This window comes from Acidovorax soli (genome assembly GCF_014207955.1).
GTDB classification, from domain to species: domain Bacteria; phylum Pseudomonadota; class Gammaproteobacteria; order Burkholderiales; family Burkholderiaceae_C; genus Acidovorax; species Acidovorax soli_A.
The window spans coordinates 40,395-66,961 of the sequence record NZ_JACHLK010000026.1 but is presented as its reverse complement, the minus strand read 5'-3'; the positions used below and the strand labels follow the sequence as shown (position 1 = coordinate 66,961).

Annotated in this window: 20 protein-coding genes, 1 pseudogene and 2 riboswitches; of the genes and pseudogenes, 14 read left to right on the top strand and 7 right to left on the bottom strand. The window is 66.7% G+C overall.

The annotated features are described in order from the left end of the window. Nucleotides 1-252: 252 nt before the first annotated feature. From gcvP to HNP48_RS33385, 6 genes are all read right to left on the bottom strand, one after another. Nucleotides 253-3,141 (bottom strand): aminomethyl-transferring glycine dehydrogenase, encoded by a 2,889-nt coding sequence (gene gcvP, locus HNP48_RS33410; RefSeq protein WP_184865581.1) that lies wholly within the window; start codon nt 3,139-3,141, stop codon nt 253-255. A 39-nt stretch (nt 3,142-3,180) separates the two neighbouring features. Beyond that, nucleotides 3,181-3,555, bottom strand: a complete 375-nt coding sequence (gene gcvH / locus HNP48_RS33405; RefSeq protein WP_184865579.1) for a glycine cleavage system protein GcvH — start codon at nt 3,553-3,555, stop codon at nt 3,181-3,183. Between the two features lie 72 nt (nt 3,556-3,627). Then, the gene (gcvT, locus tag HNP48_RS33400; RefSeq protein WP_184865577.1) at nt 3,628-4,770 is read right to left on the bottom strand and encodes a glycine cleavage system aminomethyltransferase GcvT; all 1,143 of its coding nucleotides are present in this window, start codon (nt 4,768-4,770) and stop codon (nt 3,628-3,630) included. Between the two features lie 50 nt (nt 4,771-4,820). Next, a riboswitch (glycine riboswitch) is annotated at nt 4,821-4,948 on the bottom strand. Nucleotides 4,949-4,961: 13 nt separating this feature from the next. Then, a riboswitch (glycine riboswitch) is annotated at nt 4,962-5,052 on the bottom strand. A gap of 5 nt (nt 5,053-5,057) precedes the next feature. Next, nucleotides 5,058-6,335, bottom strand: a complete 1,278-nt coding sequence (locus HNP48_RS33395; RefSeq protein WP_184865575.1) for a TRAP transporter large permease — start codon at nt 6,333-6,335, stop codon at nt 5,058-5,060. Then, nucleotides 6,332-6,826, bottom strand: a complete 495-nt coding sequence (locus HNP48_RS33390; protein ID WP_184865573.1) for a TRAP transporter small permease — start codon at nt 6,824-6,826, stop codon at nt 6,332-6,334. Before HNP48_RS33390 ends, HNP48_RS33395 begins: the two co-directional genes overlap by 4 nt. A gap of 113 nt (nt 6,827-6,939) precedes the next feature. Next, nucleotides 6,940-7,911, bottom strand: a complete 972-nt coding sequence (locus tag HNP48_RS33385; RefSeq protein WP_184865571.1) for a TRAP transporter substrate-binding protein — start codon at nt 7,909-7,911, stop codon at nt 6,940-6,942. A 396-nt stretch (nt 7,912-8,307) separates the two neighbouring features. Between HNP48_RS33385 and HNP48_RS33380 the strand changes: the two genes are divergently transcribed. The 11 genes from HNP48_RS33380 to HNP48_RS33330 all read left to right on the top strand — a co-directional run bounded on the left by HNP48_RS33380 (nt 8,308) and on the right by HNP48_RS33330 (nt 22,275). Further along, a complete protein-coding gene (locus HNP48_RS33380; RefSeq protein WP_184865569.1) occupies nt 8,308-8,766 on the top strand; it encodes an Lrp/AsnC family transcriptional regulator in 459 nt (152 codons plus the stop codon). Nucleotides 8,767-8,842: 76 nt separating this feature from the next. After that, the gene (locus HNP48_RS33375; RefSeq protein ID WP_184865567.1) at nt 8,843-9,751 is read left to right on the top strand and encodes a LysR family transcriptional regulator; all 909 of its coding nucleotides are present in this window, start codon (nt 8,843-8,845) and stop codon (nt 9,749-9,751) included. A 522-nt stretch (nt 9,752-10,273) separates the two neighbouring features. After that, nucleotides 10,274-11,032, top strand: coding sequence for a putative hydro-lyase (locus HNP48_RS33370; RefSeq protein ID WP_184865587.1), 759 nt, complete (start codon nt 10,274-10,276; stop codon nt 11,030-11,032). A 15-nt stretch (nt 11,033-11,047) separates the two neighbouring features. After that, nucleotides 11,048-12,016, top strand: a complete 969-nt coding sequence (locus HNP48_RS33365; protein WP_184865565.1) for a TRAP transporter substrate-binding protein — start codon at nt 11,048-11,050, stop codon at nt 12,014-12,016. Nucleotides 12,017-12,083: 67 nt separating this feature from the next. After that, nucleotides 12,084-12,632, top strand: coding sequence for a TRAP transporter small permease subunit (locus HNP48_RS33360; protein WP_184865585.1), 549 nt, complete (start codon nt 12,084-12,086; stop codon nt 12,630-12,632). An 11-nt stretch (nt 12,633-12,643) separates the two neighbouring features. Further along, nucleotides 12,644-13,954 (top strand): TRAP transporter large permease, encoded by a 1,311-nt coding sequence (locus HNP48_RS33355; RefSeq protein ID WP_184865563.1) that lies wholly within the window; start codon nt 12,644-12,646, stop codon nt 13,952-13,954. 79 nt (nt 13,955-14,033) lie between these two features. Next, the gene (locus HNP48_RS33350) at nt 14,034-14,999 is read left to right on the top strand and encodes a TRAP transporter substrate-binding protein (protein ID WP_184865561.1); all 966 of its coding nucleotides are present in this window, start codon (nt 14,034-14,036) and stop codon (nt 14,997-14,999) included. Nucleotides 15,000-15,034: 35 nt separating this feature from the next. Continuing rightward, on the top strand, nt 15,035-15,583 hold the full coding sequence (locus tag HNP48_RS33345; RefSeq protein ID WP_184865559.1) for a hypothetical protein: 549 nt from the start codon (nt 15,035-15,037) through the stop codon (nt 15,581-15,583). 40 nt (nt 15,584-15,623) lie between these two features. After that, on the top strand, nt 15,624-19,280 hold the full coding sequence (locus tag HNP48_RS33340; RefSeq protein ID WP_184865557.1) for a hydantoinase B/oxoprolinase family protein: 3,657 nt from the start codon (nt 15,624-15,626) through the stop codon (nt 19,278-19,280). 118 nt (nt 19,281-19,398) lie between these two features. Beyond that, on the top strand, nt 19,399-21,066 hold the full coding sequence (locus HNP48_RS33335; protein WP_184865555.1) for a methyl-accepting chemotaxis protein: 1,668 nt from the start codon (nt 19,399-19,401) through the stop codon (nt 21,064-21,066). Nucleotides 21,067-21,156: 90 nt separating this feature from the next. Further along, the gene (locus HNP48_RS33330; protein ID WP_184865552.1) at nt 21,157-22,275 is read left to right on the top strand and encodes an AIR synthase-related protein; all 1,119 of its coding nucleotides are present in this window, start codon (nt 21,157-21,159) and stop codon (nt 22,273-22,275) included. A 68-nt stretch (nt 22,276-22,343) separates the two neighbouring features. Here HNP48_RS33330 and HNP48_RS33325 read toward each other — a convergent pair whose 3' ends face one another. Next, complete coding sequence (locus tag HNP48_RS33325; protein WP_184865550.1) at nt 22,344-24,050, bottom strand: electron transfer flavoprotein-ubiquinone oxidoreductase; 1,707 nt, start codon at nt 24,048-24,050, stop codon at nt 22,344-22,346. Nucleotides 24,051-24,190: 140 nt separating this feature from the next. Here HNP48_RS33325 and HNP48_RS33320 point away from each other — a divergent pair, with 140 nt between their 5' ends. From HNP48_RS33320 to HNP48_RS33310, 3 genes and pseudogenes are all read left to right on the top strand, one after another. Next, nucleotides 24,191-24,973, top strand: coding sequence for an SDR family oxidoreductase (locus tag HNP48_RS33320; RefSeq protein ID WP_184865548.1), 783 nt, complete (start codon nt 24,191-24,193; stop codon nt 24,971-24,973). Between the two features lie 6 nt (nt 24,974-24,979). Next, a pseudogene (locus HNP48_RS33315) lies at nt 24,980-25,876 on the top strand (DMT family transporter). Next, complete coding sequence (locus tag HNP48_RS33310; RefSeq protein WP_184865546.1) at nt 25,873-26,295, top strand: thioesterase family protein; 423 nt, start codon at nt 25,873-25,875, stop codon at nt 26,293-26,295. Before HNP48_RS33315 ends, HNP48_RS33310 begins: the two are co-directional and overlap by 4 nt. Nucleotides 26,296-26,567 lie beyond the last annotated feature (272 nt).

Here is a 26,567-nt window from a genome sequence, read left to right as displayed (position 1 = left end):
GCCTGGTGATTGACCTGGCCAGCACGAACGCCGTCTAATGAAAAGTGTTCACCATGTCTCCGCACAGGTGTTCACCATGTCCCCGGTCTGTACAGCGAAGCAAAGAACAAGTACCTCGGCCGCCGGGCCGAGACCCGGCTCCCGCCCTTGGCAAAGGCACGCCATCAAAACAGCCGCGTCGGAGAGAACATCCCGGCCCCCGCCCTCAGCACAGGCAGGAAGCCACCACAGACCCCGCCACGAACCGAAAGATCAAGCGTAATCGCTGACCGGAATGCAACTGCACGCCAGATTGCGATCCCCCCACACATTGTCCACCCGCCCCACCGGCGACCAGTACTTGCTGGAGCGCAAGGCCGCCACGGGGTACGCCGCCACCTCGCGAGGATAGGGCCGCGCCCACTCGCCAGTCAGCAGACTCTCCGCCGTGTGCGGCGCATTCTTCAGGGGATTGTTGTCCTGCGGCCAGGCGCCGGCCTCGATCTGGCGGATCTCCTCGCGGATGGCGATCATCGCGTCGATGAAGCGGTCGATCTCGAACAGCGTCTCGCTCTCGGTGGGCTCCACCATCAGCGTGTTGGGCACCGGGAAGCTCAGCGTGGGCGCGTGGAAGCCGTAGTCGATCAGGCGCTTGGCCACGTCCTCGGCCATCACGCCGCTGGTGTCCTTGAGCTGGCGCAGGTCCAGGATGCACTCGTGCGCCACATGGCCGTTGGCGCTTGCGTACAGCGTGGGGTAGTGGTCCTTGAGGCGCGCGCTGATGTAGTTGGCCGACAGGATGGCGGTCTCGGTCGCGGCCTGCAGGCCCTCGGCGCCCATCATGCGGCAGTACATCCAGCTGATGGGCAGCACGGCGGCATTGCCCAGCGGGGCGGCCGAGACGGCGCCCACGCCGCCAGCGACGCCGGCCGTCGCATGGCCGGGCAGGTAGGGCACGAGGTCTTCCACCACGCACACGGGGCCCACGCCCGGGCCGCCGCCGCCGTGGGGGATGCAGAAGGTCTTGTGCAGGTTCAAATGGCTCACGTCGCCGCCGAACTCGCCGGGCGCGGCCACGCCCACCAGGGCGTTCATGTTGGCGCCGTCCACGTAGACGCGGCCGCCGTGCTGGTGCACCAGGGCGCACAGCTCCTTGACCTGGGTCTCGAACACGCCGTGCGTGCTGGGGTAGGTGATCATCACGGCGGCCAGGTTGGCGCTGTGCTGCTCGCATTTGGCTTGCAGGTCCACGAGGTCCACGTTGCCGTTGGCGTCGCAGGCCGTCACCACCACCTGCATGCCCACCATCTGGGCGCTGGCGGGGTTGGTGCCGTGCGCGCTGCTGGGGATCAGGCAGATGTTGCGGTGGCCATGGCCCTGGGCCTCGTGGTAGGCCTTGATGGCCAAGAGGCCCGCGTACTCGCCTTGCGAGCCGGCGTTGGGCTGCAGGCTGATGCCGGCATAGCCCGTGGCCTGGCACAGCCAGGCGCGTAGCTGTTCGTCGAGCAGGCGGTAACCTTCGAGCTGGTTGGCCGGTGCAAACGGGTGCACCTGGGCGAACTCGGGCCAGGTGATGGGGATCATCTCGCTCGTGGCGTTGAGCTTCATGGTGCAGCTGCCCAGCGGGATCATGCTGCGGTCCAGCGCCAGGTCCTTGTCGGACAGCTGGCGGATGTAGCGCAGCATGCCGGTTTCGCTGTGGTGGGTGTTGAACACCGGGTGTGTCAGGTAGGCGCTGGTGCGGCGCAGCTCGGCCGGGATCAGCAGCTCCACGCCCTTCTCGAAGGCGTCGAAGGTGGGCAGGGCCTGGCCGTCCTTGGCGAAAATCTTCCACAGGAGGGCGATGTCGGCGCGCGTGGTGGTTTCGTCGAGCGAGATGCACAGGTAGTGCTCGAAGTACACGCGCAGGTTGGCGCCCAGCTGCACGGCGCGTGCGGCGATGGCCTGGGTGGCGCCATCGGTCTTGAGCGTGAGGGTGTCGAAGGTCGCCTGCGGACGCACGGGGGCGCCCAGCTGTTCCAGGCCCTTGGCCAGGATGGCGGTGTAGCTGGCCACGCGCTGGGCGATGCGCTTCAGGCCCTCGGGCCCGTGGTACACGGCGTACATGCTGGCCACCACGGCCGGCAGCACCTGGGCGGTGCAGATGTTGGACGTCGCCTTTTCGCGGCGGATGTGCTGTTCGCGCGTCTGCAGCGCCAGGCGGTAGGCCGGCTTGCCGTGCACGTCCACGCTCACGCCGACCAGGCGGCCGGGCAGGGAGCGTTTGAACTCGTCGCGGCAGGCCATGTAGGCGGCGTGCGGGCCGCCCGCGCCCATGGGCATGCCGAAACGCTGCGTGGTGCCGACCACGATGTCGGCGCCCCATTCGCCGGGCGGGGTGATCAGGGTCAGCGCCAGCAGGTCGGCTGCGGCGATGAAGGCGGCCTGCTTGCCATGGGCCTTTTCCACGTCGGCGCGCAGCTCGTCGATGCGGCCGCTGGTGGCGGGGTACTGGGCCAGCACGGCAAAGTACTCGCCATCGAGCGCGGCATGCCACTCGGGTGCGGAATTGGCCAGCACCACCTCAATGTTGAGCGGCTTGGCGCGGGTCTGGATGACCTCGATGGTCTGCGGGTGTGCGTCACCGGCGACGATGAAGCGGTTGCTTTTGCTCTTGACCGAGCGCTTGGCCAGCGCCATGGCCTCGGCTGCGGCCGTGGCCTCGTCGAGCATGGACGCGTTGGCAATGGGCATGCCGGTGAGGTCGCAGACCATGGTCTGGAAGTTGACCAGCGCCTCCATGCGGCCCTGCGAGATCTCGGCCTGGTAGGGCGTGTAGGCCGTGTACCAGGCCGGGTTCTCGAGGATGTTGCGCAGGATCACGCCCGGCGTGTGCGTGCCGTAGTAGCCCTGGCCAATGAAGCTCTTGAGCACCTGGTTCTTGCCTGCCATGGCCTTGAGTTCTGCCAGGGCCGCAGCCTCCGTCACGGGGGCGGGCAGGTCCATGGCCGTGCTGCGTGCAATGGAGCGCGGCACGATGCTCTCGATGAGGGCGCGGCGCGAGGCCTCGCCGATCACCGACAGCATGTGCGCTTCGTCGGCCGCGTCGATGCCGATGTGGCGGGGCAGGAATTCGGTGGCGTTTTCGAGCGCGCCGAGCGGCAGGGCGGATTGCATCAACATGGGGCAGGTCTCAGGCAGGAGGGCAGGGGGCGTTGGCAGTTACGCGTTTTTCGCGAATTCGGTGTAGTCGGTCTCGTTCAGCAAGCCGTCGAGCTGGGCGGCATCGCTGAGCTTGACCTTGAAGAACCAGCCGGCGTCCAGGGGATCGGAGTTGGCCAGCGAGGGGTCGGCACGCAGGGCTTCGTTGACCTCGACGATCTCGCCCGAGACGGGCATGTACACGTCGGCCGCGGCCTTGACAGACTCGACCACGCCGGCCACTTCGCCCTGGGCGAAGCTCTTGCCCACTTCGGGCAGGTCCACGAACACCACGTCGCCCAGGGCGTCCTGGGCGTGCACGGTGATGCCCACCACGGCTGCGTCGGTGTCAGCGGCGTTGATCCACTCGTGGTCTTTGGAGAATTTGACGGTCATGGGGAAAGCTCCTGGGCTTTGAAGAATGAAGGAATCAGCAATGTAGCGGGCCAGGCCCGCCGCGGTGTGAAATCAGCCGCGGAAATAGTTGGCGGGTACGAAGGGCATGGCGCGCACCTGCATGGGCACGGCCTTGCCGCGCACGATGGCGTTGACTCGGGTGCCGATGGCGGCAAATGCCGGCGTCACGTAGCCCATGGCCACGGGTTCGTTCACCGTGGGGCCCAAGAGGCCGCTGGTGACTTCGCCGATCTTCTGGCCGTCGGCGCTTTGCAATTCGGTGTGCTCGCGCACGGGCACGCGCTCCAGCGCCACCAGGCCCACGCGCTTGCGCGGCAGGCTGGCGGGGTTGTCGATCTGCGCCAGCACCTTGTCGGCGCCGGGGAAGCCCCCTGCTCGCGCGCCGCCGGTGCGGCGCACCTTCTGGATGGCCCAGTTCAGCGCCGCCTCGGGCGGGGTGGTGGTGGTGTCGATGTCGTTGCCGTACAGGCACAGGCCGGCTTCCAGGCGCAGCGAGTTGCGGGCGCCCAGGCCGATGGGCTTGACCTCGGGCTGGGCCAGCAGGGCGCGGGCCAGGGTGTCGGCCTGGGCGGCGGGCACGGAGATCTCGAAGCCGTCTTCGCCGGTGTAGCCGCTGCGCGTGACGAAGCAGTCGCAGCCGGCGATGGTGTAGTTGCCGCCGGTCATGAACACCAGCTTCTCGATGCCCGGCGCCAGGCGGGCCAGCGCGGTCACGGCCTGGGGGCCTTGCAGTGCCAGCAGGGCGTGGTCGGGCATGGGCTGCACCTCGCAGCGCTGGCCGATGCGCGCCTGGATATGGGCGATGTCCCCCACCTTGCAGGCGCCGTTGACGATCACGAACAGCGTGCCGTTGCCCTGGTTGAAGAACATCAGGTCGTCGATGATGGTGCCCTCGTCGGTCAGCAGCAGGCCATAGCGCTGCTTGCCCACGGGCAGGTCGACCACGTCCACGGGCACCAGGGTCTCGAAGGCGGCGGCGGCATCGGGGCCGACGAGCTTGAGCTGGCCCATGTGCGACACGTCGAACAGGCCTGCCGCCGTGCGCGTGTGCACATGCTCGGCCATCAGGCCGGCGGGGTACTGCACGGGCATGGAGTAGCCGGCAAACGGCACCATGCGGGCGCCCAGCTCCAAGTGCAGGGCGTTCAGGGGCGTGGTGAGCAGGGGGGCTGCGGTGGTGGCAGGGGCTGACATGGGGCGGACTCCGGGCAAATGGGGGCCGCAACCCACCCATGGGTTGCGGGATTTGCCCTGCTGTCCGCTTTACCTGAGAGATTCACCGCACCACCCTGGCTGGCGGCTGCGGCTTGCTCCTTCGGTGGATGGCCTGCATGCTGCATGCATGTAGCCACCTCTCTCCAGCAAGGGAACGCCTGCATCCCTGCAGGCGGTTGCCAGTCCTTTTGCCTGAGCGTTCGGGGTGTCCCTGCGCCTTCGGCGGCCCCCGCGAAGGGGACTCTCTCCTGACTTGGCGATTCTAACTACTTTGAATACACCAGATCGCGAAGCGCCAGCGAAATACTCGGGACGTAGGTGATGACCATCAGGCACACGAGGATCACGCACACGAAGGGCAGCAGGTGCTTGATGATCCGGTCCAGCGAAATCCGCGCCACCGTGCAGGCCGCGAACAGGTTCACGCCGAAGGGCGGCGTGATCATGCCCAGGGCCAGGTTCACCACCATGATGAGGCCGAAGTGCACCGGGTCCACGCCGAAGTGCACGGCCACCGGTGCCAGGATGGGCGCCAGCACGATGATGGCCGCACTGGTCTCGATGAACATGCCGATCACGAACAGGGCGGCATTCACACCCAGCAGGAACATGGCGGGCGACTGCAGCACGGCCTCGAGCCAGCGGCCGATGGCATCGGGCACGCCGGCGCGCGTGATGAGGAAGGCGAACAGCCCGGCATTGGCGATGATGAACATGATCACCGCCGACGAGATGGCCGACTTGCGCAGGATGGCGAAGAGGTCCCGGATCTTGATTTCGCGGTAGATCACCATGCCGACGATGAGTGCATAGAACACGGCCACGGCCGAGGCCTCGGTTGGCGTGAACACGCCCCCGTAGATGCCGCCCAGGATGATCACGGGCATCAGCAGCGCCCAGCCGGCCTGCAGGGTCGCCTTGCCGAAAGACATGCGGCCTTCGCCGTCGTTCTTGCCCCATCCCTTCCACTTGCAATAGACCCAGACGAAGAGCATCAGCGCAAAGCTGATGAGCAGGCCGGGGCCGAAGCCCGCGATGAACAACTCGCCGATCGATACCTCGGCGCTCACGCCGTAGAGGATCATGGGGATGGAGGGCGGAATGATCACGCCCAGCTCGGCGCTGGTGGCCTGCAGTGCGGCGGCATAGCTCGTGGGGTAGCCGTGCTTGATGAGCGCCGGGATCAGAATGGCGCCGATGGCGAAGGTGGTGGCCACCGACGAGCCCGACACCGCGGCGAAGATCATGCAGGTGAGCACGCAGGTCATGGGCAGGCCGCCCTGCACGCCGCCCACGATGCTTTTGGCGAACTCCACCAGGCGGCGCGAGATGCCGCCGGTCTCCATCAGATTGCCCGCGAGGATGAAGAAGGGAATGGCCGCGAGCGGAAACTTGTTGATCGAGGCGAACATCTCCTTGACGGAGATGAGCATGTTGGCGTTGGACGCCTGGATGCCCAGGATGGACGCCAGGCCGATGGACACCGCCACCGAGATGGTGAGTGCAAAGCACAGCACCATCGTGGAAATCATCACGGCGCTCATTGGGCGGTCTCCAGTTCCATGCGCAGGGGATCGAGCAGGTTGCCGATGATGCCGAAGATGCAGAACAGCCCGCCCACCGGCATGGCCAGGTAAGCCCAGAACATCGAGACCGATTCCAGCCCCGCCATGCTCTGCACGCCGCCGCGCACCGAGTAGTCCCAACCCCACCAGATGATCACGCCGATCAGGGCCAGCGCGGCGAGTGCCACCACCCAGTCGAGCACGCGGCGCATGCCGGGCTTGCTCCAGCGGTACAGCACATCCACGCTCACCATGGCGCCCTGGCGGAAGGCGGCCGGGATGGCCAGGAACACCATCCAGATCAGGCTGAAGCGGATCAGCACCTCGGTCCACTCGGCCGGCTGTTCGAGCACGAAGCGCATGAGGATCTGGAACATGCCCAGGGTGGAGGCCAGCGCCAGCATGGCGCAGGCCCCCAGCATGGCGATGGAGGTCGTCCACCGCTCAAAGGTCAAAAAAGCGTTTTTCATGGGGCAGGGCCCGGCAGGAGGAAAAAGGGGAGTGAAACGACAAGAACCAAACGTCCGCAGCGATGGGCTGCAGGCGTTTGGTTCTCCGTGGGGTGGGCAACGCGGCGGACGGGTTACTTGACGTCGCGGATCTTGTCGAGCGCAGCCTTGCCGAACTGCTTCTCGAACTCGGCGTTCACGGGTGCCAGGGTGGCCACGAACTTGGCCTTGTCCACGTTGTCGATCACGGTCATGCCCTTGGCGCGCAGGTCGGCCACGCCCTTGGCGTCGTCCTCGTCCACGCGGGCGCGGTTGGCCTTGGTGCCTTCCTTGGCGGCGTCGATGAAGGCCTGCTTGTCGGCGGCGCTGAGCTTGTCGAACGAGGCCTTGTTCATCACGAAGATGCAGGGCGAGTAGACATGGCCCGTGAGCGTGAGGTGCTTTTGCACCTGGTCGAACTTGGCCGAGATGATCACGGGCAGGGGGTTCTCCTGGCCGTCCACCGTGCCCTGCTGCAGGGCGGTGAACACTTCAGGGAAGGCCATGGGCGTGGTGATGATGCCGAAGCCCTTGTAGGCCGCGATGTGCACGGGGTTCTCCATGGTGCGCATCTTCAGGCCCTTGAGGTCGCCAGGCTCCTTCACATCGCGCTTGCTGTTGGTCATGTGGCGAAAGCCGTTCTCCGCCCAGGCCAGCGCCTTGAAGCCCTTGGCGTCGAACTTGGTCAGCATTTCCTGGCCGATGGGGCCATCGAGCACGGCGCGGGCATGGGCCTTGTCGCGGAACAGGAAGGGCACGTCCAGGATCTTGGTCTCGGGCACGAAGTTGGGGATGGGGCCGGTGGAGCTGAAGGCCAGCTCCTGCGTGCCCAGTTGCACGGCTTCGATGGACTCGCGCTCGCCGCCCAGAGCACCGTTGTAGAAGGTCTGCACCTTGTAGCGGCCGCCCGTGCGCTTCTCGACTTCCTTGGCGAAGGTGTCGATGGCAACGCCCTGGTGGGAATTCTGGGCCGTGGAAATGCTGATGCGCATGGTGGTCTGCGCGGCAGCGGTGGCCACAAAGCCGAGCGCAAGGCTCAGGCCAACGACGAGTCGGGTCAGTTGCATGGTGTCTCCTGTTGTTGATGGGCTGGCTTTCTACAGCGTGCCATGCCTTTGGAAAGGCGGTGCCACAGAGTGGCAGGCCTCTGCCAAATTATGGCGGTGCAACATGGGGACGGGCATCCGGGTTTGTGCTGGTAAGCGTGCTTACGAACGGGCGTTGTCCATCGCAAGGTCGCGTGTGCGACAACCCGGTTGCGGCAGGTGGGGGTGTGCTTGCCAAGCGCCCCGGTCTGGCGGTAACCAGTCCGGGGCCCTGTCGTTTCGTGCGCTCCGGTAAGAGCGCCTCGATGGATGAATTGTGCGCCGCTCTGCGCAGCAGTTCTTTCCATGTTTTGTGAGAAATCGTTGATTGGCAGAAAAATTTGCTGCATTTGGCAGTTTGGTTGAATAATTAGCCGAATGGACCGCCTTGACAGAAAAATTCTCGCCGTGCTGCAGAGCGATGCGCGCGCCAGCCTGCAGGAGATCGGCCAGGCCGTGGGTCTGAGCCCATCGCCCTGCTGGGGCCGCATCAAGAAGATGGAGGAGGCGGGCGTCATCCAGGGCTACACCGTGCGACTGAACCCGCAGGCGCTGGGTCTGTCGGACACGGTGCTGGTGCAGGTCACGCTCGACAGCCATTCGGACAACACGCTCGAGAAGTTCGGCGAGACCCTGGCCAGCATCCCCGAGGTGATCGAGGCCCACCTGGTCTCGGGCGACTACGACTACCTGCTGCGCGTGGTCGTGAAGGACACGCGCGACTACGAGCGCCTGCTGCGCGAGAAGCTCTACAAGATCAAGGGCATACGCCACAGCCGCTCGAGCTTTGTGCTGCGCACGCTCAAGAAGGCCGACATGCCTTTGTTCGCTGAATAGGGCGGTGGCACGTTCGCTGCTCTGCAGCTTTGGAGCGGGCGCACAATTGCGGCGCCCCACAGTCCACTGCACCGCCATGAACCTGCGTTTTGTCGAAGCCTTTTACTGGGTTGCCTCCCTGCGTAGCGTGACGCGCGCGGCGGAAAAGCTGTTCCTCACCCAGTCCGCCATGTCCAGCCGCGTGGCGGCGCTGGAGGAGGAACTCGGTGTGCTGCTGCTGGACCGCAGCGACAAGCGCTTCAAGCTTACGGTGGCGGGCACGCGCTTTCTCACCTATGCCAAGCGCATGCTGGAGCTGCAGCGCCAGCTCAAGGCCGAGATGGGATCGGGCGCGCCCATGGAGGTGTCCATCCGCCTCGGGGCCATCGAGTCGGTGCTGCACTCCTGGCTGATCCCGTGGATCGAGCAGCTGCGCAAGGACAACCCGCTGCTGGAGCTGGAGCTCACGGTGGAAACCACCCCCGTGCTGCTCGACCAGATCCGCCGCGGCGCGCTGGACACGGTGTTCGCTGCGCTGCCGGCGTCGGCCGAGGGCATACGCACGCAGGCGCTCACCCCCATGGAGATGGTCTTCGTGGGCAACAGCAAGCTGCACCGCAAGCGGCGCTATGCACTCGCGGACTTTGCCGAGACCGACATCCTCACCTTCCAGCGTGGCTCCCAGCCCCATGTGACCTTGCTCGACGTGCTGCGCCAGGCCCAGGTGGAGCCGCGTTGCGTGCACACCATTTCTTCCATCTCTGCCATGGTGCAGTTGGTGCAGGGCGGCTTTGGCGTGGCCACCTTGCCGCGCCAGGCCGTGCAGCGGCTGCTGGCCTTTCCCGATCTGCGCCCGCTGGCCTGCGAGGCCGAACTGCGGCCGCTGCCCATCCACCTGAGCTACCGCGAAGACCCGGCCTCGCCGGCGGTGGACGGTGTCGTGCGCTCGGCCCTGGCCTTTGTCGAGCTGCAGGCCGAAGGCGCCAAGGGCCGCGCCAAAACCTGAAGACAGGCTGACAGCGACGCCGCGCGCAACGGCGCCGCGGCGGCCATTTCTCTGCTTCTCCGATGCCCGCAAGGGCACTGCGCAGGCCTGGCGGCCGAAGCCGTGCATGCAGTTGGTGCAGCCCTGCCGTGCGGGGCGCAGGTGCACCTCCCTTGGATCCCCCTGGCCGGCTTCCCTGCTGCCTCAGCACGCGCGCCATCGCCAGGGCGGTGCAGGCGCTGGCACCCGTGGCACTCCCGGGGTGCCACCGTTCCCGACGAGGGTGCAATTTGCGCATCTTCGATGCTCCTAGGGTTTTCACTTAGCACCAAGTTGGGTGAGTTGTGCTCCAGCGTAGTGCATCGAAAAAATCGATGAACTGATAGAAATTTTTTGAATTTGCCAGGCTTGGTTACACGCCAACACAATCCACCCCATCGTCATGCATTTGACATTTCGCAACGCAAGGAACCCATGGTGGACTCCACACACAACAACACACCCCAGGTCTTTGGCCCGCAAGGCAGCGACAACCCCCGGCACGTGCGCAGCGTGATCCGCCAGGGGCTGTGGACTTCGCACACCAGCGGCCTGGCCGATGGCCATGTGCAGGGCAACCTGGTCATCCTGCCCGAGGTGCAGGCCGGCGATTTCCTGCGCTTTTGCCAGCGCAACCCCAAGCCCTGCCCGGTACTGGCGGTGAGCGAGCCCGGCCAGTTCTCGCTGCCCACTCTGGGTGAGGGCATCGACATCCGCAGCGACGTGCCGCTGTACCGCGTGTGGCGCCATGGCGAGCTGGCCGAGGAGGTGGCTGACATCTCGGCCTTCTGGCGGCCCGACCTCGTGACCTTCATCCTGGGCTGCTCGTTCTCGTTCGAGTCGGCGTTGATCGAGGCCGGCATCCCGCTGCGCCACATCGACGAGGGCAAGAACGTGGCCATGTTCCGCACCAATGTAGCCACCGAGCCGGCCGGCCCCTTCGGCGGCGCCATGGTCGTGACCATGCGCCCCATGAAGGCGGCCGACGTGATCCGTGCCGTGCAGGTGACCTCGCGCTTTCCCAATGTGCACGGCGCGCCGGTGCACATCGGCGACCCATCGCTGATCGGCATCGCCGATCTTGCCAAGCCCGACTACGGCGATGCCGTGGCGCTCATGCCCGATGAGATTCCCGTCTTCTGGGCCTGTGGCGTCACGCCCCAGTCCGCCATCCTGCACGCCCAGCCCGCGTTCTGCATCACCCATGCCCCGGGTTGCATGCTGATCTCCGACCTGCTCAACCACCAACTCGCCAGTTTCTAAACCAGGAGCCTCCCCATGAAAACCATCGCTTTCAGTATGTGTGCCCTCGCGTTCGCCGGCATCGCCCAGGCCCAGGCCAAGTGGGACCTGCCCTCGGGCTATGCCACCAACACCTTCCAGGTGCAGAACCTGCAGCAGTTCGCGCAGGACGTGGACAAAGCCACGGGCGGCAAGCTCAAGATCACGGTGCACCCCAATGCCTCGCTGTTCAAGGCCAATGAGATCAAGCGCACGGTGCAGTCGGGCCAGGTTCCGGCCGGTGAGTTCATCCTCTCGGGCGCGGCCAACGAGTCGGCGGCCTACGGCCTCGATTCCATCCCCTTCCTGGCCACCAGCTATGCCGATGCCAAGCGCCTGGACCAGGTCTCGCGCCCCATGCTCACCAAGACCCTGGCCGCCCAGGGCATGAAGCTGCTGTACACCGTGGCCTGGCCTGCGCAGAGCCTGTACTCGACCAAGCCCGTCACGGCGCTCAAGGATTTGAAGAGCACCAAGATGCGCGCCTTCAACCCCGTGACCTCGGGCATCGCCGTGGCCGTGGGCGCCCAGCCCGTGACCATCCAGCTGGCCGAGCTGCCCGCCGCGCTCACCACCGGCACCGTGGACAACTTCCTCACTTCCAGCGCCAGCGGCGTGGAAAGCAAGCTCTATGAGAGCGTGAAGTACTTCTACGCTGTCTCGGCCTTCCTGCCGCGCAATGCCGTGGTGGTGAACCAGAAGACCTTCGACGCGCTGGACAAGCCCACGCAGGAGGCCGTGCTGGCCCAAGCCGCGATCGCCGAGCGCCGCGGCTGGACACTGAGCGAGCAGAAGGACCAGGAGTACCTCAAGGAACTGGCCGCCAAGGGCATGCAGGTCGACACCGTGGCCGCCAACCTCAAGGCCGAGTTCAAGCCCATTGGCGAGCGCATGACGGCCGACTGGATCAAGGTGGCCGGCGATGAAGGCAAGGCCGTGATCGAGGCCTTCAACAGCAAGAAGTGACGAGGCCACCATGTCTTCCCTGACCCAAACCTCTGCGGCGCCCGCCGGCGTACAGGCCGGGGTGGCCATGCCACCCCACCTGCTGCGCCGCGTGCTGGATGCCTGCTACGACGTGGCAGGCACCATCGGTGCCTGGTGCATCGCCGCCATCTGCGTGCTGATGGTGGTGCAGTCCCTGGGGCGCCAGTTCGGCTTTCCCACCGGCGCCATCAACGACGTGGTGGCCTGGCTGTGCGCCGCTGCCGCCTTCCTGACCATGGCCCATGCCTTCAAGCACGGCGACTTCGTGCGCGTGACCCTGGTGCTTGAAAAGCTCTCGCCGGCCACGCGCCGCGTCTTCGAGCTGGCCTGCCTGTCGGTGGCCGTGCTGGCCATCGGCTACCTCACCTGGTGGGCCTGCGCCTTCACCTACGAGAGCTGGAAATTCAACGAAGTGGCGCAGGGCCTGTGGGCTGTGCCGGTCTGGATCCCCCAGCTGAGCTTTGCCGTCGGCTCCATCCTGTTCCTCATGGCCGTGGTCGATGAATGGTGGATCGTGGCGCGCGGCGGGGTGCCCACCTTCGTGCGCCTGGTGGAAGAGCGCCACGCCAAGGGCGACTTCTCGTCGGACCTGTAAGGAGAACGACCATGGACATTCTTTCCATCGGCGCCTTCCTGCTGGTGATCATGCTGCTCATGCTCTCCGGCGGTGTCTGGATCGCCATGACCCTGGCCATCTGTGGCTGGGTCGGCCAGGCCTTCTTCACCAACAGCCATGCCGGGCTGAACCTCTTTTCCGCCTTCTGGGAAAGCAATGCGAGCTGGGAGCTGGCGGCCCTGCCGCTGTTCATCTGGATGGGCGAGATCCTGTTCCGCACCCGGCTCAGCGAGGACATGTTCAGTGGCCTGGCCCCCTGGCTGGGCAAGGTGCCCGGGCGGCTGTTCCACACCACCATCCTGGGCTGCGGCATCTTCGGCTCGGTCTCGGGCTCGTCGGCGGCCACCTGCGCCACCATCGCCAAGGTCTCGCTGCCGGCGCTCAAGAAGCGCGGCTACGACGAGGGCATCGCCATCGGTTCGCTGGCCACGGCCGGCACCCTGGGCATCCTGATCCCGCCGTCCATCACCATGGTGGTGTACGCCGTGGCGGCCGATGCCTCCATCATCCGCATCTTCCTGGCGGGCTTTTTGCCCGGCCTGCTGCTGATGCTGCTGTTCTCGGGCTACATCGCCTGGTGGTCGGTGCGCAACAAGGACCGTATGCCGCCGGACGAGCCGGCGCTCAGCTTCCGCGAGAAGCTGCACCTGTCGCGCAACCTGATTCCCTGCGCGCTGCTCATCGTGTTCATCTGCTGGTCGCTGGTGGCCGGCTGGGCCACGGCGACGGAATGTGCGGCCTATGGCGTGGTGGGGGCCCTGGCCCTGGCCGCCTGGTGCAAGGCATTGACCTGGCAGAACTTCAAGGAAGGCCTGGCCGGCTCGGCCCGCACCAGCTGCATGATCATGTTCATCCTGGCGGGCGCCGCCTTCCTGACCAAGACCATGGCCTTCACCGGCATCCCGCGCGAGCTGGCCGCCTGGGTCGACTCCATGCACCTGTCTCCCTATGCGCTGATCGCCTGCCTGGTGGGCGTGTACCTGGTGCTGGGCACGGCGCTCGACGGCATCAGCATGATCGTGCTGACCGCCGCCGTGGTGATGCCCATGATCGAGAAGGCCGGGTTCGATCTGATCTGGTTCGGCATCTTCGTGATCCTGCTGGTCGAGATCGCCGAGGTCACGCCGCCCGTGGGCTTCAACCTCTTCGTGCTGCAGAACATGACCGGCAAGGACAGCAACCTCATTGCCAAGGCCGCCATCCCGTTCTTCTTCTGCCTGGTGGTGTGCATCGGCCTGATCACGGTCTTCCCGCAGATCGTCACCATCGTCCCGGACCTCGTCATGGGCGCGTCCAAGTAGGCCCCAGGCCTTACGCCTTCCTCTGTGTCCGCCGGCGCGCACTGCGCTGGCCCTTCTTCCCCCACCCCAGGAACTTGCCATGAAACACATGGTCTGGTTGGCCGCGCTCGCCGTGGCCCCGATGGTGCACGCCCAGGCACAGTGGAAACTGGCCACGGGCTACCGCGCGGAGACCTTCCACACGCGCAATCTGGTGCAGTTCGCCCAGGAAGTGGAGGCGGCCTCCGCCGGGGCCCTGAAGATCGAGGTACACGCCAACAACAGCCTGGCCAAACTGGCGGAGATTCCCCAGGCGGTGCAGGCCGGCAAGGCCCAGGCGGGCGAGACCATCATGACCAGCCTGGTGGCGGACATGCCCATCGCCGGGGCCGACACCGTGCCCTTCCTGGTGCGCAGCTATGCCGATGCGCGCCGGCTGTGGGAGCTGCAGCGCCCGCTGATCGAAGGGCATTTCACGCGCAAGGGTCTCAAGGCGCTGTATGCCGTGCCCTGGCCGCCGCAGGGCCTGTTCTCCACTGCACCGGTGAAATCGTCTGCCGATTTCAAGGGCACGCGCATGCGCACCTACAACCCCGCCACGGTGCGCATCGCCGAAATGCTGGGGGCAGCGCCGGTGGATGTGCCCATGGTCGAGGTCAACAAGGCGCTGGCGGCAGGGCAGCTCGACTCCATGATCACCTCGGCCCTCACGGGGGTGGAGAACCAGGTCTGGGGCCAGATCCGCCAGTACTACGGCATCAATGCCTGGTTTCCCAAGAACATCGTGTTCGTGAACCAGCAGGCCTTCGATGCGCTGCCGGCACCGGTGCGCCAGGCCGTCAGCAAGGCCGCGTCGGACGCCGAGGCCCGCGGCTGGACCCTGAGCGAGGCCATCGCCCAGGAGTCCGTGGGCGAATTGCAGCGCAAGGGCATCAAGGTCGAGCGTGCGAGCGCCGAGCTCGATGCCGACCTCAAGCGCCTGGGCGAACGCTTCTCACGCGAGTGGGTGCGTTCCGTCGGCGGTGAGGCCAACCAGATCTTCATTCCCTACTACACGCAGCGTTGAATTGAATTCTTCCCATCCACAGCCGGAGAAGCACCATGCACACGCCCCAGGATTCCATCGAGACCTATCTGCGCGCCAAGGACGGCAACCGCCCGCACCTGATCGCCCAGGCCTTTGCCGGCGGCGCGCTGCTGCAGATGGAGCTGCGCCAGGGCGGCATGGTGTTTCCGCCTTCGGCCCAGGGGCGCGAGGCGATTGCCGAGACCCTGGTGCGCAATTTCAACCGCAGCTTCGAGAACATCTACACCGTCTGCCTGGCCGATCCCCCTGCAACGGACTGCGCGGACTTCCATTGCGACTGGCTCGTGGCCATGACCGAGAAGGACAGCCGTGCCGTGCGCGTGGGCTGCGGCCAGTACCACTGGCGCTTTGCGCCCGGCAACCGCCTCGCGCAGGAGCTGCGCATCGTGATCGAGGCCATGCAGACCCTGCCACCGGCCGACATCCTGCCCGTGATGGCCTGGGCCACCGCGCTGGGCGGGCCCTGGTGCCCGCGCGCGCATGCCCTGGCCAGTGCGCCCCCCATTCCCGCCGTGCGCCAGCTCCTGCAGCGCCTGGCCCCGGCCTGCGCCGATGCCGCCTGAATCCAGCCCTGACCCCTTTATCTCTCCCATCGGAAACACCATGAACGCAATGACACCCCAAGTACATCTTCCCCGCTGGCAGTTCTGGATCGACCGCGGGGGCACCTTCACCGACATCGTCGGCAAGCGCCCCGACGGCAGCTTGGTCACGCACAAGCTGCTGTCCGAGAACCCCGAGCAATACAAGGATGCGGCTGTGGCCGGCATCCGCCACCTGCTGGGCCTGGCGCCCGGCGAGGCCGTGACGCCTGCGCTGGTGGAATGCGTGAAGATGGGCACCACGGTGGCCACCAACGCGCTGCTCGAACGCAAGGGCGAGCCCACGCTGCTGGTGACCACGCGGGGCTTCCGCGATGCGCTGCGCATCGCCTACCAGAACCGGCCGCGCCTGTTCGATCGCCACATCCTGCTGCCCGAGCTGCTCTACACCGAGGTGGTCGAGGCACGCGAGCGCGTGGGGGCGCACGGCCAGGTGATGCAGCCGCTGGACGAGGCCAGCCTGCGCGGCGACCTGCTGGCCGCCTGGGGCCGGGGCCTGCGCAGCGTGGCCATCGTCTTCATGCATGGCTACCGCCATACCGAACATGAGCAACTGGCACGGCGCATTGCGAAGGAGGTGGGATTCACGCAGATCAGCACCTCGCACGAGACCAGCCCCATGATGAAGTTCGTAAGCCGGGGCGACACCACGGTGGTCGATGCCTACCTCTCGCCCATCCTGCGCCGCTATGTGGAGCAGGTGGCCAGCGAGATGCCCGGCGTCAAGCTGTTCTTCATGCAGTCCTCGGGCGGCCTGACGGATGCGACGACCTTCCAGGGCAAGGACGCGATCCTGTCCGGCCCGGCCGGCGGCATTGTGGGCATGGCGCGCACGGCCGGCCTGGCCGGGCAGGAGCGCGTGATCGGTTTCGATATGGGCGGCACGTCCACCGATGTGAGCCACTACGCGGGCGAATTCGAGCGCGAGTTCGAGACCCATGTGGCGGGTGTGCGCATGCGCGCCCCGATGATGAGCATCCACACCGTGGCCGCTGGCGGGGGCTCGGTGCTCAGCTACGACGGTGCGCGTTTCCGCGTGGGCCCCGAGAGTGCGGGCGCCAACCCGGGCCCCGTGAGCTACCGCCGCGGCGGCCCGCTGGCCGTGACCGATGCCAACGTCATGGTGGGCAAGGTGCAGCCCGCCTATTTCCCCAGCGTGTTCGGCCCCGCCGCCAACGAGACCCTGGACGCCCAGGCCGTGCGTGCACGCTTTGCCGAGCTGGCCGTGCAGACGAATCGCCAGCCCGAAGAGGTGGCCGAGGGCTTCATCCAGATCGCCGTGCAGCAGATGGCCAATGCCATCAAGAAGATTTCGGTGGCGCGCGGCTACGATGTGACGCGCTACACCCTGCAGTGCTTTGGCGGTGCGGGCGGCCAGCATGCCTGCCTGGTGGCCGACGCCCTGGGCATGACGCGCGTCTTCGTGCACCCGCTGGCGGGTGTGCTCAGTGCCTACGGCATGGGCCTGGCGGACCAGACCGTGATCCGCGAGCAGGCCGTGGAGCTGCCGCTGGCCGCAGCCTCGCTGCCCTTGATCGCCGAGCGCCTGGAGGTGCTGGGCGCGGCCGCCCAGGCCGAACTCACGCGCCAGCAGGTCAGCAGCCACCCGGTGCAGGTGCGCCACAACGTGCATGTGCGCTACGAGGGCACCGACTCTGCCCTGGTAGTTCCGTTCGGCGATATCGCCACGGTGCAGGCCGGCTTCGAGGCGGCCTACCGCCAGCGCTTCGCCTTCCTGATGGTGGGCAAGTCCCTGGTGGTGGAGGCCGTGTCGGTCGAGGCCGTGATCCCCGGCGATGCACCGGCCGAGCCACGCCTGCCCCTGCACGCCGAGCGCGTGCACCCGCGCCGTGAGACGGTGCGCATGTACTCGGGCGGCCAGTGGCACGATGCCGCCCTGGTGGTGCGCGAAGACCTGCGGCCCGGCGATGCCATCCCCGGCCCGGCCATCATTGCCGAGAAGAACACCACCACGGTGGTGGAGCCCGGCTGGCTGGCCCGCCTCACGGACCTGGACCACCTGGTGCTCGACCGCGTGACCGCACGCACGGTGCAGTACGCCGCCGGCACCACGGTGGACCCAGTGCTGCTCGAAGTGTTCAACAACCTGTTCATGAACATCGCCGAGCAGATGGGTCTGCAGCTGCAGAACACGGCCTATTCGGTGAACATCAAGGAGCGCCTGGACTTCAGCTGCGCGCTGTTCGATGCCGAGGGCAATCTGATCGCCAACGCGCCGCACATGCCCGTGCACCTGGGCTCCATGGGCGAGAGCATCAAGACCGTGATCCGCGAGAACACGGGCCGCATGCAGCCGGGCGACGTCTACATGCTCAACGACCCTTACCACGGTGGCACCCACCTGCCCGATGTCACGGTGATCACTCCGGTGTACGTGGCCGGTGGCAAGGAGCCGACCTTCTATGTGGGCTCGCGCGGCCACCATGCCGACATCGGCGGCACCACGCCGGGCTCCATGCCCCCGTTCTCCACGCGCATCGAGGAAGAGGGTGTGCAGATCAACAACGTCAAGCTGGTGGACCAGGGCGTCTTCCAGGAAGAGGCGGTGCGCCACCTGCTGGCCACGGGCGGCGGCACCACGCCGTACCCCAGCCGCAATCCGCACCAGAACCTGGCCGACCTGCGTGCGCAGATCGCGGCCAACGAGAAGGGCGTGCAGGAGCTGTCGAAGATGGTGGCGCAGTTCGGCCTCGATGTCGTGCAGGCCTACATGCGCCACGTGCAGGACAATGCCGAGGAGTCGGTGCGCCGCGTGATCACCCACCTCAAGGACGGCCAGTTCACCCTGCCTCTCGACAACGGCGCGCAGATCAGTGTCTCGGTCAAGGTCAACGCCGCCGAGCGTAGTGCGGTGATCGACTTCGCGGGCACCAGCGCGCAGCAGGTCAACAACTTCAACGCCCCGCGCGCGGTGTGCATGGCCGCGGTGCTCTACGTTTTCCGCACCCTGGTGGACGACGACATCCCGCTCAATGCCGGCTGCCTCAAGCCCCTGCAGGTCCTCATCCCGCAGGGCTCCATGCTCAACCCCAACCCGCCGGCTTCGGTGGTGGCGGGCAATGTGGAGACCTCTACCTGCATCACGAATGCGCTGTTCGGTGCGCTCGGCGTCATGGCGGGCAGCCAGCCCACCATGAACAACTTCACCTTCGGCAATGCGCAGTACCAGTACTACGAGACCATCGCGGGCGGCAGTGGTGCAGGTGCGGTGCTCGATGCACAAGGACAGGTGGTGCGCGGCTTCGAAGGCACGAGCGTGGTGCAGACGCACATGACCAACTCGCGCCTCACGGACCCCGAGATCCTGGAGTTCCGCTTCCCCGTGGTGCTCGACAGCTACGAGATCCGCGCGGGCTCGGGCGGCCGGGGCCGTTGGGCGGGCGGCAATGGCGGCGTGCGCCGCGTGCGTTTCCTGGAGCAGATGACGGCGAGCATCTTGTCCAACGGCCGCGTCAAGCCGGCCTTCGGCATGGCGGGCGGGCAGGCCGGGCTGACCGGGCTCAACCGCGTGCTGCGGGCCAATGGCCAGGTGGAAGATCTCGACCACATCGGCGCGGCGCTCATGGAGCCGGGCGACGTGTTCGAGATCTCCACGCCGGGCGGCGGCGGATTCGGCGCTTGCGCCGTGGTCGACTGAAGCCGGCCTGACGACAACGGCGCCATGCCCTGGCCCAGTGGCACAGGGCTTGCATTGGCAGGGCATGCCGCGCTTTCCTGGGGAGGGGCGGCCGATACGCAACACCACGGAGAAAGCCATGAACTACCTTCCAGCGACAGCCGGTGCCACCCGCATCCAGGCTGTCACGGCCTCCCCTGCAACCGCGCCCCGCGCGCCGGACCGCCCCGCTGCTTCGCCAGCCCCGCGCAGCCGCCAGCGCACCCTGACCGTGGGGCAGAAGCTGGCAGCGGCCTTCGGGCTGCTGGGGGTGGCGGTGGCGCTGCTGGGCTCCACCACCTGGCTCACCGGCCAGGGCACCACACGCCAGGCCACGCTGCTCACGGCAGAGCAACTGCCCATCGAGCGTGCGGTGCGCGAGTTCAAGACACAGTCTGTGCACATCGGCCAGATCGCGCTGCGTTCCACGGGTTCGCAGGACGTGTTCCCCCTGGTGGCCGAAATGCGCGCCCAACTCGCGGCCGAAGAGGCCATGCGCAAGCGCATCGACGAGTCGCTCGCGGCGTCATCGTCGGCCGACAGCACCCTGCCGGCCTGGAAACAGGCCCAGGCGCAGCGCCAGCAGTATGCGGTCCTGCGCGACACCCTGGTGCAGAACGCGCTCGAATCCAAGGTCATCAGCCAGAAGGAGCTGCAGGAGCATGCGGCGGCGCTGGCCCAGTACCTCAAAGCCATCGACCAGTTGCTGGCCGAGTCCGAAAAGTCCTCGGTGGCGGCCGCGCAGGCGATGATCGCCGATGCCTCGCGTGCCCAGTGGGTCAGCGCGCTCGCCGTGGCCTTCGTGGTCGCGCTCTCGGCGCTGTTCGGCTGGCTGCTGCGCCGCTCCATCGTGCTGCCGCTGCGCCAGGCTTCGGACGCGGCCGCCCTGGTGGCGCAGGGCGATCTCACGGTGCGCATGGCCACCGAGCGCAGCGACGAGATCGGCGAGCTGCTCACCGCGCTCAACCAGATGGTCGAATCCCTGCACTATGTGGTGACCGAGGTGCGCGATTCGGGTGAGTCTATCCATGTCGCCAGCTCCGAAGTGGCGGCCGGCAACACCGACCTGAGCGCGCGCACCGAGCACACGGCCAGCAGCCTGCAGCAGACGGCCGCGAGCATTTCGCAACTGGCGCAGACCGTGGCCGCCAATGCCGACAGCACGCGCCAGGCCAACAGCCTGGCCCACAGCGCCGCCCAGGTGGCGAAGAAGGGCGGCGATGTGGTCGGCGAGGTGGTCAAGACCATGGACGAGATCAACGCCAGCAGCCGGAAGATCGCCGACATCGTGGGCATCATCGACGGCATTGCCTTCCAGACCAACATCCTCGCGCTCAACGCCGCCGTGGAGGCGGCGCGTGCCGGCGAGCAGGGCCGGGGCTTCGCCGTGGTGGCCAGCGAGGTGCGCAACCTCGCGGGCCGCAGCGCCAACGCCGCCAAGGAGATCAAGGCCCTGATCGCCACCAGCGTGGACAAGGTGAGCGACGGTGCACGCCTGGTGGTCACCGCGGGCTCCACCATGCAGGACATCGTCACCAGCGTGCAGCAGGTCACTGCGCTGATGTCCGAGATCCATGCCGCCAGCAGCGAACAGAGCAGCCAGATCGGCCAGGTCAGCCAGGCCGTGGACCAGCTCGACCACATGACGCAGCAGAACGCCGCACTGGTGGAGCAGGGGGCCGCGGCGGCGCAGAGCCTCAAGGACCAGGCCAACCGGCTGGCGGGGGCGATGGGGCAGTTCCACCTGAGCGTGGGTGGGGCCACATAGGGCCTGCTCGCGGGCTGCCCAAGGCCTTGGATGGATCGCACTGGGGCTCTTGCGATAATAGCGGCCCTGACTCCGCCGAGAACGCCATCCATGACTGCTGCCCCCGCCTCCGCCCCGTTGACCTATGACCAGACGGGCGTCAACTACGAACTGATCGACCCCTTGAAGGTCGCGGCCCAGCGTGCGGCGGCCCAGACCGGGGCGCACATGGCCGGCCACGGCTTCAGCGAAGTGGCTGCTTCGCGCGGGGAGTCGGCCTATGTGGTCGACGTCGGCCCCATGTACCTGGCCAGCATCGTCGAATGCCTGGGCACCAAGGCCCTGCTGGCCGATGAGATGGCCCGGCTCACGGGCAAGAGCTACTACGACGGTATTGCCCAGGACACGATCGCCATGGCGGTCAACGACCTGATCACCGTGGGCGCGACCCCGCTGGTCGTGCAGGCCTACTGGGCCGCCGGCGGTTCCGACTGGTTTGGCGACGCCCAGCGTTCGCAGGCGCTCGTGGCGGGCTGGAAGCGTGCCTGCGACATCTGCAAGGTGGCCTGGGGCGGTGGCGAAACCCCGGCCCTGGCCGGGGTGGTGGCCGACGGCCGGGTGGACCTGGCGGCCTCGTGCACCGGCATCATCAGCCCCAAGGAGCGGCTGTCGGTGGGCGACCGGTTGGGGGCCGGCGATGCCATCGTGCTGCTGGCCTCCAGCGGCATCCACGCCAACGGCGTGTCCCTGGCGCGCAAGCTGGCCGAGCGGTTGCCCCAGGGCTATCTCACGGACATCGGCAACGGCCAGACCTTTGGCGAAGCGCTGCTCGCGCCCACCGTGCTGTACTCGCCGGTGACCGAGGCCCTGGCGGCACAGGGCATCAACCCCCATTACTGCGCCAATATCACCGGCCACGGCTGGCGCAAGCTGCTGCGCCACCCCAAGCCGCTGACCTACCGCATTGCGCAGGTGCCGCCGGTGAGCCCGGTGCTGGCGTTCATGCAGAAGGAATGCCAGCTCGACGACCACGAGGCCTATGGCACGCTCAACATGGGGGCGGGTTTCGCCCTGTTCGTGGCGGCCAAGGACGCGGCCCGCGTGGTCGAGGTGGCGCAGGGCCTCGGCATCCCGGCGCTGGTCGCAGGGTCTGTGGAAGAGGGGCCCAAGCAGGTGCTGATCGAGCCGATCCAGGTCGTCTACGGCGCGGACGAGCTGCAGCTTCGCTGACCCCTGCATCCCTCCCTGGGACGCCAATGAAAAAGGGCCTGCATTGCAGGCCCTTTGTCTTGGGTCGGTTACATGCCCGAGTAGTTCGGGCCGCCGCCGCCTTCGGGCGTCACCCACACGATGTTCTGCGTGGGGTCCTTGATGTCGCAGGTCTTGCAGTGCACGCAGTTCTGCGCGTTGATCTGCAGGCGCTGGTTGTCGCCGCCCTTGGCGGTGTCGGGCACGAACTCGTACACACCGGCCGGGCAGTAGCGGGCCTCGGGGCCGGCGTACTTGGCCAGGTTGATGTTCACCGGCACGCTCGCATCCTTGAGCGTCAGGTGGGCCGGCTGGTTCTCGGCGTGGTTGGTGTTGCTGATGAACACGCTGGACAGGCGGTCGAAGGTCAGCTTGCCATCGGGCTTGGGGTAGATGATGGGCTTGCACTCGGACGCGGGCTTCAAGTGCACGTGGTCGGGCTTGTCGCGGTGCAGCGTCCAGGGGATGTTGCCCTTGAGCACGAACTGCTCGATGCCGTTCATGATGGTGGCGGTGACCAGGCCCTTCTTGAACCAGTTCTTGAAGTTGCGGTCCTTGTTGAGCTCGGTGTGCAGCCAGCTCTTCTCGAAGGCCTCAGGGTAGGCGCTCAGTTCATCGTGCTGGCGCCCGGCCACCACGGCGTCGTAGGCGGCCTCGGCGGCCAGCATGCCGGACTTGATGGCGGCGTGGCTGCCCTTGATGCGGCCCACGTTGAGGTAGCCCGCGTCGCAGCCGATCAGCGCGCCGCCCGGGAAGATGGTCTTGGGCAGGCTCAGCAGGCCGCCGGCCGTGATGGCGCGCGCGCCATAGCTGATGCGCTTGGCGGGCTTGATGCCCTTGGACTCGTCGCCCTCCAGGTACCAGCGGATGTTGGCGTGGGTCTTCCAGCGCTGGAATTCCTCGAACGGGCTGAGGTAGGGGTTGGAATAGCCCAGACCGGTGATGAAGCCCAGGGTCACCTTGTTGTCGTCCAGATGGTACAGGAAGGCGCCGCCGTAGGTGTCGTTCTCCATGGGCCAGCCGGCGGTGTGCATCACGAAGCCGGGCTGGTGGCGCTGTGGGTCGATCTCCCACAGTTCCTTGATGCCGATGGCATAGCTCTGCGGGTCGGAATGCGCGTCGAGCTTGAAACGCGAGATCAGCTGCTTGCCCAGGTGGCCGCGCGAGCCTTCGGCGAAGATGGTGTACTTGGCATGCAGTTCCATGCCCAGTTGGAAGTCGCCCGTGGGCTCGCCTTCCTTGCTGATGCCCATGTTGCCCGTGGCCACGCCCTTGACGGAGCCGTTCTCGTTGTAGAGCACCTCGGCCGCCGAGAAGCCGGGGAAGATCTCCACGCCCAGGGCTTCGGCCTGCTCGCCCAGCCACTTGACCACATTGCCCAGGCGCACCACGTAGTTGCCGTGGTTCTGGAAGTTGTGGGGCAGGAACACATTGGGCACGCGGAAGGACGACTTCTCGCCCAGGAAAATCATCGCGTCGTCGGTCACGGGCTGGTTCAGGGGCGCGCCCTTGGCCTTCCAGTCGGGGATCAGCTCCGTGAGGGCCTTGGGGTCCATGATGGCGCCAGACAGGATGTGCGCGCCGGGCTCGGAGCCTTTTTCGAGCACCACGACCGAGATGTCCTGGCCCTTTTCGGCCGCCAATTGCTTGAGCCGGATCGCGGTGGCCATGCCGCCGGGGCCACCGCCCACGACGACCACGTCGTATTCCATTGCTTCACGGGGACCATACTGGGCGAGGATTTCTTCGTTCGTCATGGGTGTTTCGTCGGGCGTTTGATATCGTGTCGATTGTCGTCGGACAGCGGCAGGGATTCTGTCTGCCTGGAGACTGATTGTATTGCCCTATTTTAAATAATCGAACGATCGTTCTTTTTTCTGCAGTGGAGGCTCTCTAAATGGCATACAGCATCGATCTTTCCGGCCGGGTGGCCTTCATCACCGGCGCCTCCAGCGGCTTGGGAGCGCAGTTCGCGCGCACGCTGGCGCGCGCCGGGGCCGGGGTGGTGCTGGCCAGCCGGCGCATCGAAAAGCTCAAGGAACTGCGTGCCCGCATCGAGGGCGAGGGCGGCGACGCCCACGTGATCGAGCTCGATGTGACCGACCACGCCTCCATCAAGTCCGCCGTGGCCCATGCCGAGACCGAAATGGGCTCCATCGACATCCTGGTCAACAACTCGGGCGTGAGCACCACGCAGCGCTTGCAGGACGTGACGCCCGAGGACTACGACTTCATCTTCGACACCAACGTCAAGGGCGCGTTCTTCGTGGCCCAAGAGGTTGGCAAGCGCATGCTGGCGCGTTCGCGCGGCGCGGCGCCGGGCAGCTTCACGGGCGGGCGCATCATCAACATCGCCTCCATGGCCGGTCTCAAGGTGCTGCCGCAGATCGGCGCCTACTGCATGAGCAAGGCCGCCGTGGTGCAGATGACCAAGGCCATGGCCATGGAGTGGGGCAAGTTCGGCATCAACACCAATGCCATCTGCCCCGGCTACATCGACACCGAGATCAACCACCGCCACTGGCAGACCGAGCAGGGCAAGAAGCTCATCGACATGCTGCCGCGCAAGCGCGTGGGCGCGCCCGAGAATCTGGACGCGCTGATCGTCATGCTGGCCAGCGACCAGAGCCACTTCATCAACGGTGCCGTGATCGCCGCAGACGATGGCTTTGCCGTTTGAGCCTGGATGCTGACCGGCATCCTGGCCGGGCTCGCCGCGGGCGCGCTCTGGGGTCTGGTGTTCGTTGCGCCGCACATGGCGGGTTCGTTCGCCTCGGTGGACCTGACGGCGGGCCGCTTCGTGGCCTATGGCGCCGTGGCCGTGGGCATGCTGCTGTGGGGCCTGCGCGGCAGTTCCCGCCGGCCAACCCTCGCCCAGGCCTGGGCCGCACTGTGGCTCTCGGTACTGGGCTTCACGGGTTACTACCTGCTGCTGGTCTGGGCCATCCGCGACGCGGGGGCCGAGATGCCGGCGCTGATCATTGGCACCATCCCGGTCTAGGTCATGCTGCTGGGCAAGCCGCAGGGCCTGCGCTGGGCCGCCCTGGTGCCGGGGCTGTTGCTCACCGTGGCCGGCCCGGTGCTCATGGCCGAGGCGCCACACGGCGATGCCGCCGCGCCCGGCGCCGGCAGCTACTGGCGCGGCATTGCCATCGCCCTCGTGGCCCTGGTGTTCTGGACGGCCTTTGCCATCCTCAACTCGGCCTGGCTCAAGCGCCACCCCGAGGTGCGCGCCACCGACTGGGCCAACTGGCTGGGCGTGGCCACCGGCCTGGGTGGCCTGCTGCTGTGGCTGGCAGGCGGCACCAGCCTGCCCGCGCTGGTCGCTCAGCCGGGGTTTGGCAGCTTCATGGCCGTGTGCCTGGCGCTGGGCTTCGGTTCGAGCTGGCTGGCCACCATTTTGTGGAACATCGCCAGCCAGCGCCTGTCCGCCAGCCTGTGCGGGCAGTTGATCGTGAGCGAGACCCTGTTCGCGCTCGTCTATTCCTTCGCCTGGGATGGCCGCTGGCCCACCCCGGCGCAATGGGCTGCCGCCGTGTTGTTTACATTGGGCATCCTCGCTTCCATCAAGGCACACCGATGAAGATTGAAATCCCCGAAAAGAAGAAGCTGGTGCACGAGATGCGCTTTCCCGTGCGCTGGGGCGACATGGACGCCATGGGCCATGTGAACAACACCGTGTACTTCCGCTACCTGGAGACGGCGCGCATCGACTGGATGGTGTCGGTGGGCTGCAACCCCGATCCCTCGGGCCAGGGCCCGGTGATCGTCAATGCGTTCTGCAACTTCTACCAGCAACTCGAATACCCGGCCGATGTGCTGCTCAAGTTCTACGTGAGCGATCCGGGGCGCACCACCTTCGAGACCTGGGGCACCATGGAGCGGGTGGACCGGCCGGGCGTGATCTGCGCGGCCGGCGGGGCGACCACGATCTGGGTCGATTTCCCCCAGAAGAAGGCCGTGGCCCTGCCGGAGTGGATGCTGGCCATCGTCTCGGGCTGAGGCCTGCACTGCAGTTGCCCATGGCGCCACCCGTAGAGCATGAAACTGGCACGGCCCGCGCCAGTGCTCCCGTGCAAGGGCCGCCCCGCCGCACTGGGAGCGTCCCCCTCCCGCATTGCGCAGCAATGCGAGAGAGGGTGAAGGCGCGAAGCGCCTCAGGGGGTGTTTCACTCCAGGGGTCTTGCCGTTGACACCCCGGTGCGAATCCGACTAAATGGACCCGGCAGACACAGTGCGCGCGGCCCACGAAGCCGTGGGCGATCAGAACATGC

Bases quoted from the DNA above. Each gene is read 5' to 3' on its own strand.
- HNP48_RS33350 (WP_184865561.1), top strand. From the start codon at position 14,034: ATGAAACACATGGTCTGGTTGGCCGCGCTCGCCGTGGCCCCGATGGTG.
- HNP48_RS33360 (WP_184865585.1), top strand. From the start codon at position 12,084: ATGCCACCCCACCTGCTGCGCCGCGTGCTGGATGCCTGCTACGACGTG.
- HNP48_RS33365 (WP_184865565.1), top strand. From the start codon at position 11,048: ATGAAAACCATCGCTTTCAGTATGTGTGCCCTCGCGTTCGCCGGCATC.
- HNP48_RS33320 (WP_184865548.1), top strand. From the start codon at position 24,191: ATGGCATACAGCATCGATCTTTCCGGCCGGGTGGCCTTCATCACCGGC.
- HNP48_RS33330 (WP_184865552.1), top strand. From the start codon at position 21,157: ATGACTGCTGCCCCCGCCTCCGCCCCGTTGACCTATGACCAGACGGGC.
- gcvT (WP_184865577.1), bottom strand. From the start codon at position 4,770: ATGTCAGCCCCTGCCACCACCGCAGCCCCCCTGCTCACCACGCCCCTG.
- HNP48_RS33335 (WP_184865555.1), top strand. From the start codon at position 19,399: ATGAACTACCTTCCAGCGACAGCCGGTGCCACCCGCATCCAGGCTGTC.
- HNP48_RS33345 (WP_184865559.1), top strand. From the start codon at position 15,035: ATGCACACGCCCCAGGATTCCATCGAGACCTATCTGCGCGCCAAGGAC.
- HNP48_RS33340 (WP_184865557.1), top strand. From the start codon at position 15,624: ATGAACGCAATGACACCCCAAGTACATCTTCCCCGCTGGCAGTTCTGG.
- HNP48_RS33385 (WP_184865571.1), bottom strand. From the start codon at position 7,911: ATGCAACTGACCCGACTCGTCGTTGGCCTGAGCCTTGCGCTCGGCTTT.
- HNP48_RS33310 (WP_184865546.1), top strand. From the start codon at position 25,873: ATGAAGATTGAAATCCCCGAAAAGAAGAAGCTGGTGCACGAGATGCGC.
- HNP48_RS33325 (WP_184865550.1), bottom strand. From the start codon at position 24,050: ATGACGAACGAAGAAATCCTCGCCCAGTATGGTCCCCGTGAAGCAATG.
- gcvH (WP_184865579.1), bottom strand. From the start codon at position 3,555: ATGACCGTCAAATTCTCCAAAGACCACGAGTGGATCAACGCCGCTGAC.
- HNP48_RS33355 (WP_184865563.1), top strand. From the start codon at position 12,644: ATGGACATTCTTTCCATCGGCGCCTTCCTGCTGGTGATCATGCTGCTC.
- HNP48_RS33390 (WP_184865573.1), bottom strand. From the start codon at position 6,826: ATGAAAAACGCTTTTTTGACCTTTGAGCGGTGGACGACCTCCATCGCC.
- HNP48_RS33375 (WP_184865567.1), top strand. From the start codon at position 8,843: ATGAACCTGCGTTTTGTCGAAGCCTTTTACTGGGTTGCCTCCCTGCGT.
- HNP48_RS33380 (WP_184865569.1), top strand. From the start codon at position 8,308: ATGGACCGCCTTGACAGAAAAATTCTCGCCGTGCTGCAGAGCGATGCG.
- HNP48_RS33395 (WP_184865575.1), bottom strand. From the start codon at position 6,335: ATGAGCGCCGTGATGATTTCCACGATGGTGCTGTGCTTTGCACTCACC.
- gcvP (WP_184865581.1), bottom strand. From the start codon at position 3,141: ATGTTGATGCAATCCGCCCTGCCGCTCGGCGCGCTCGAAAACGCCACC.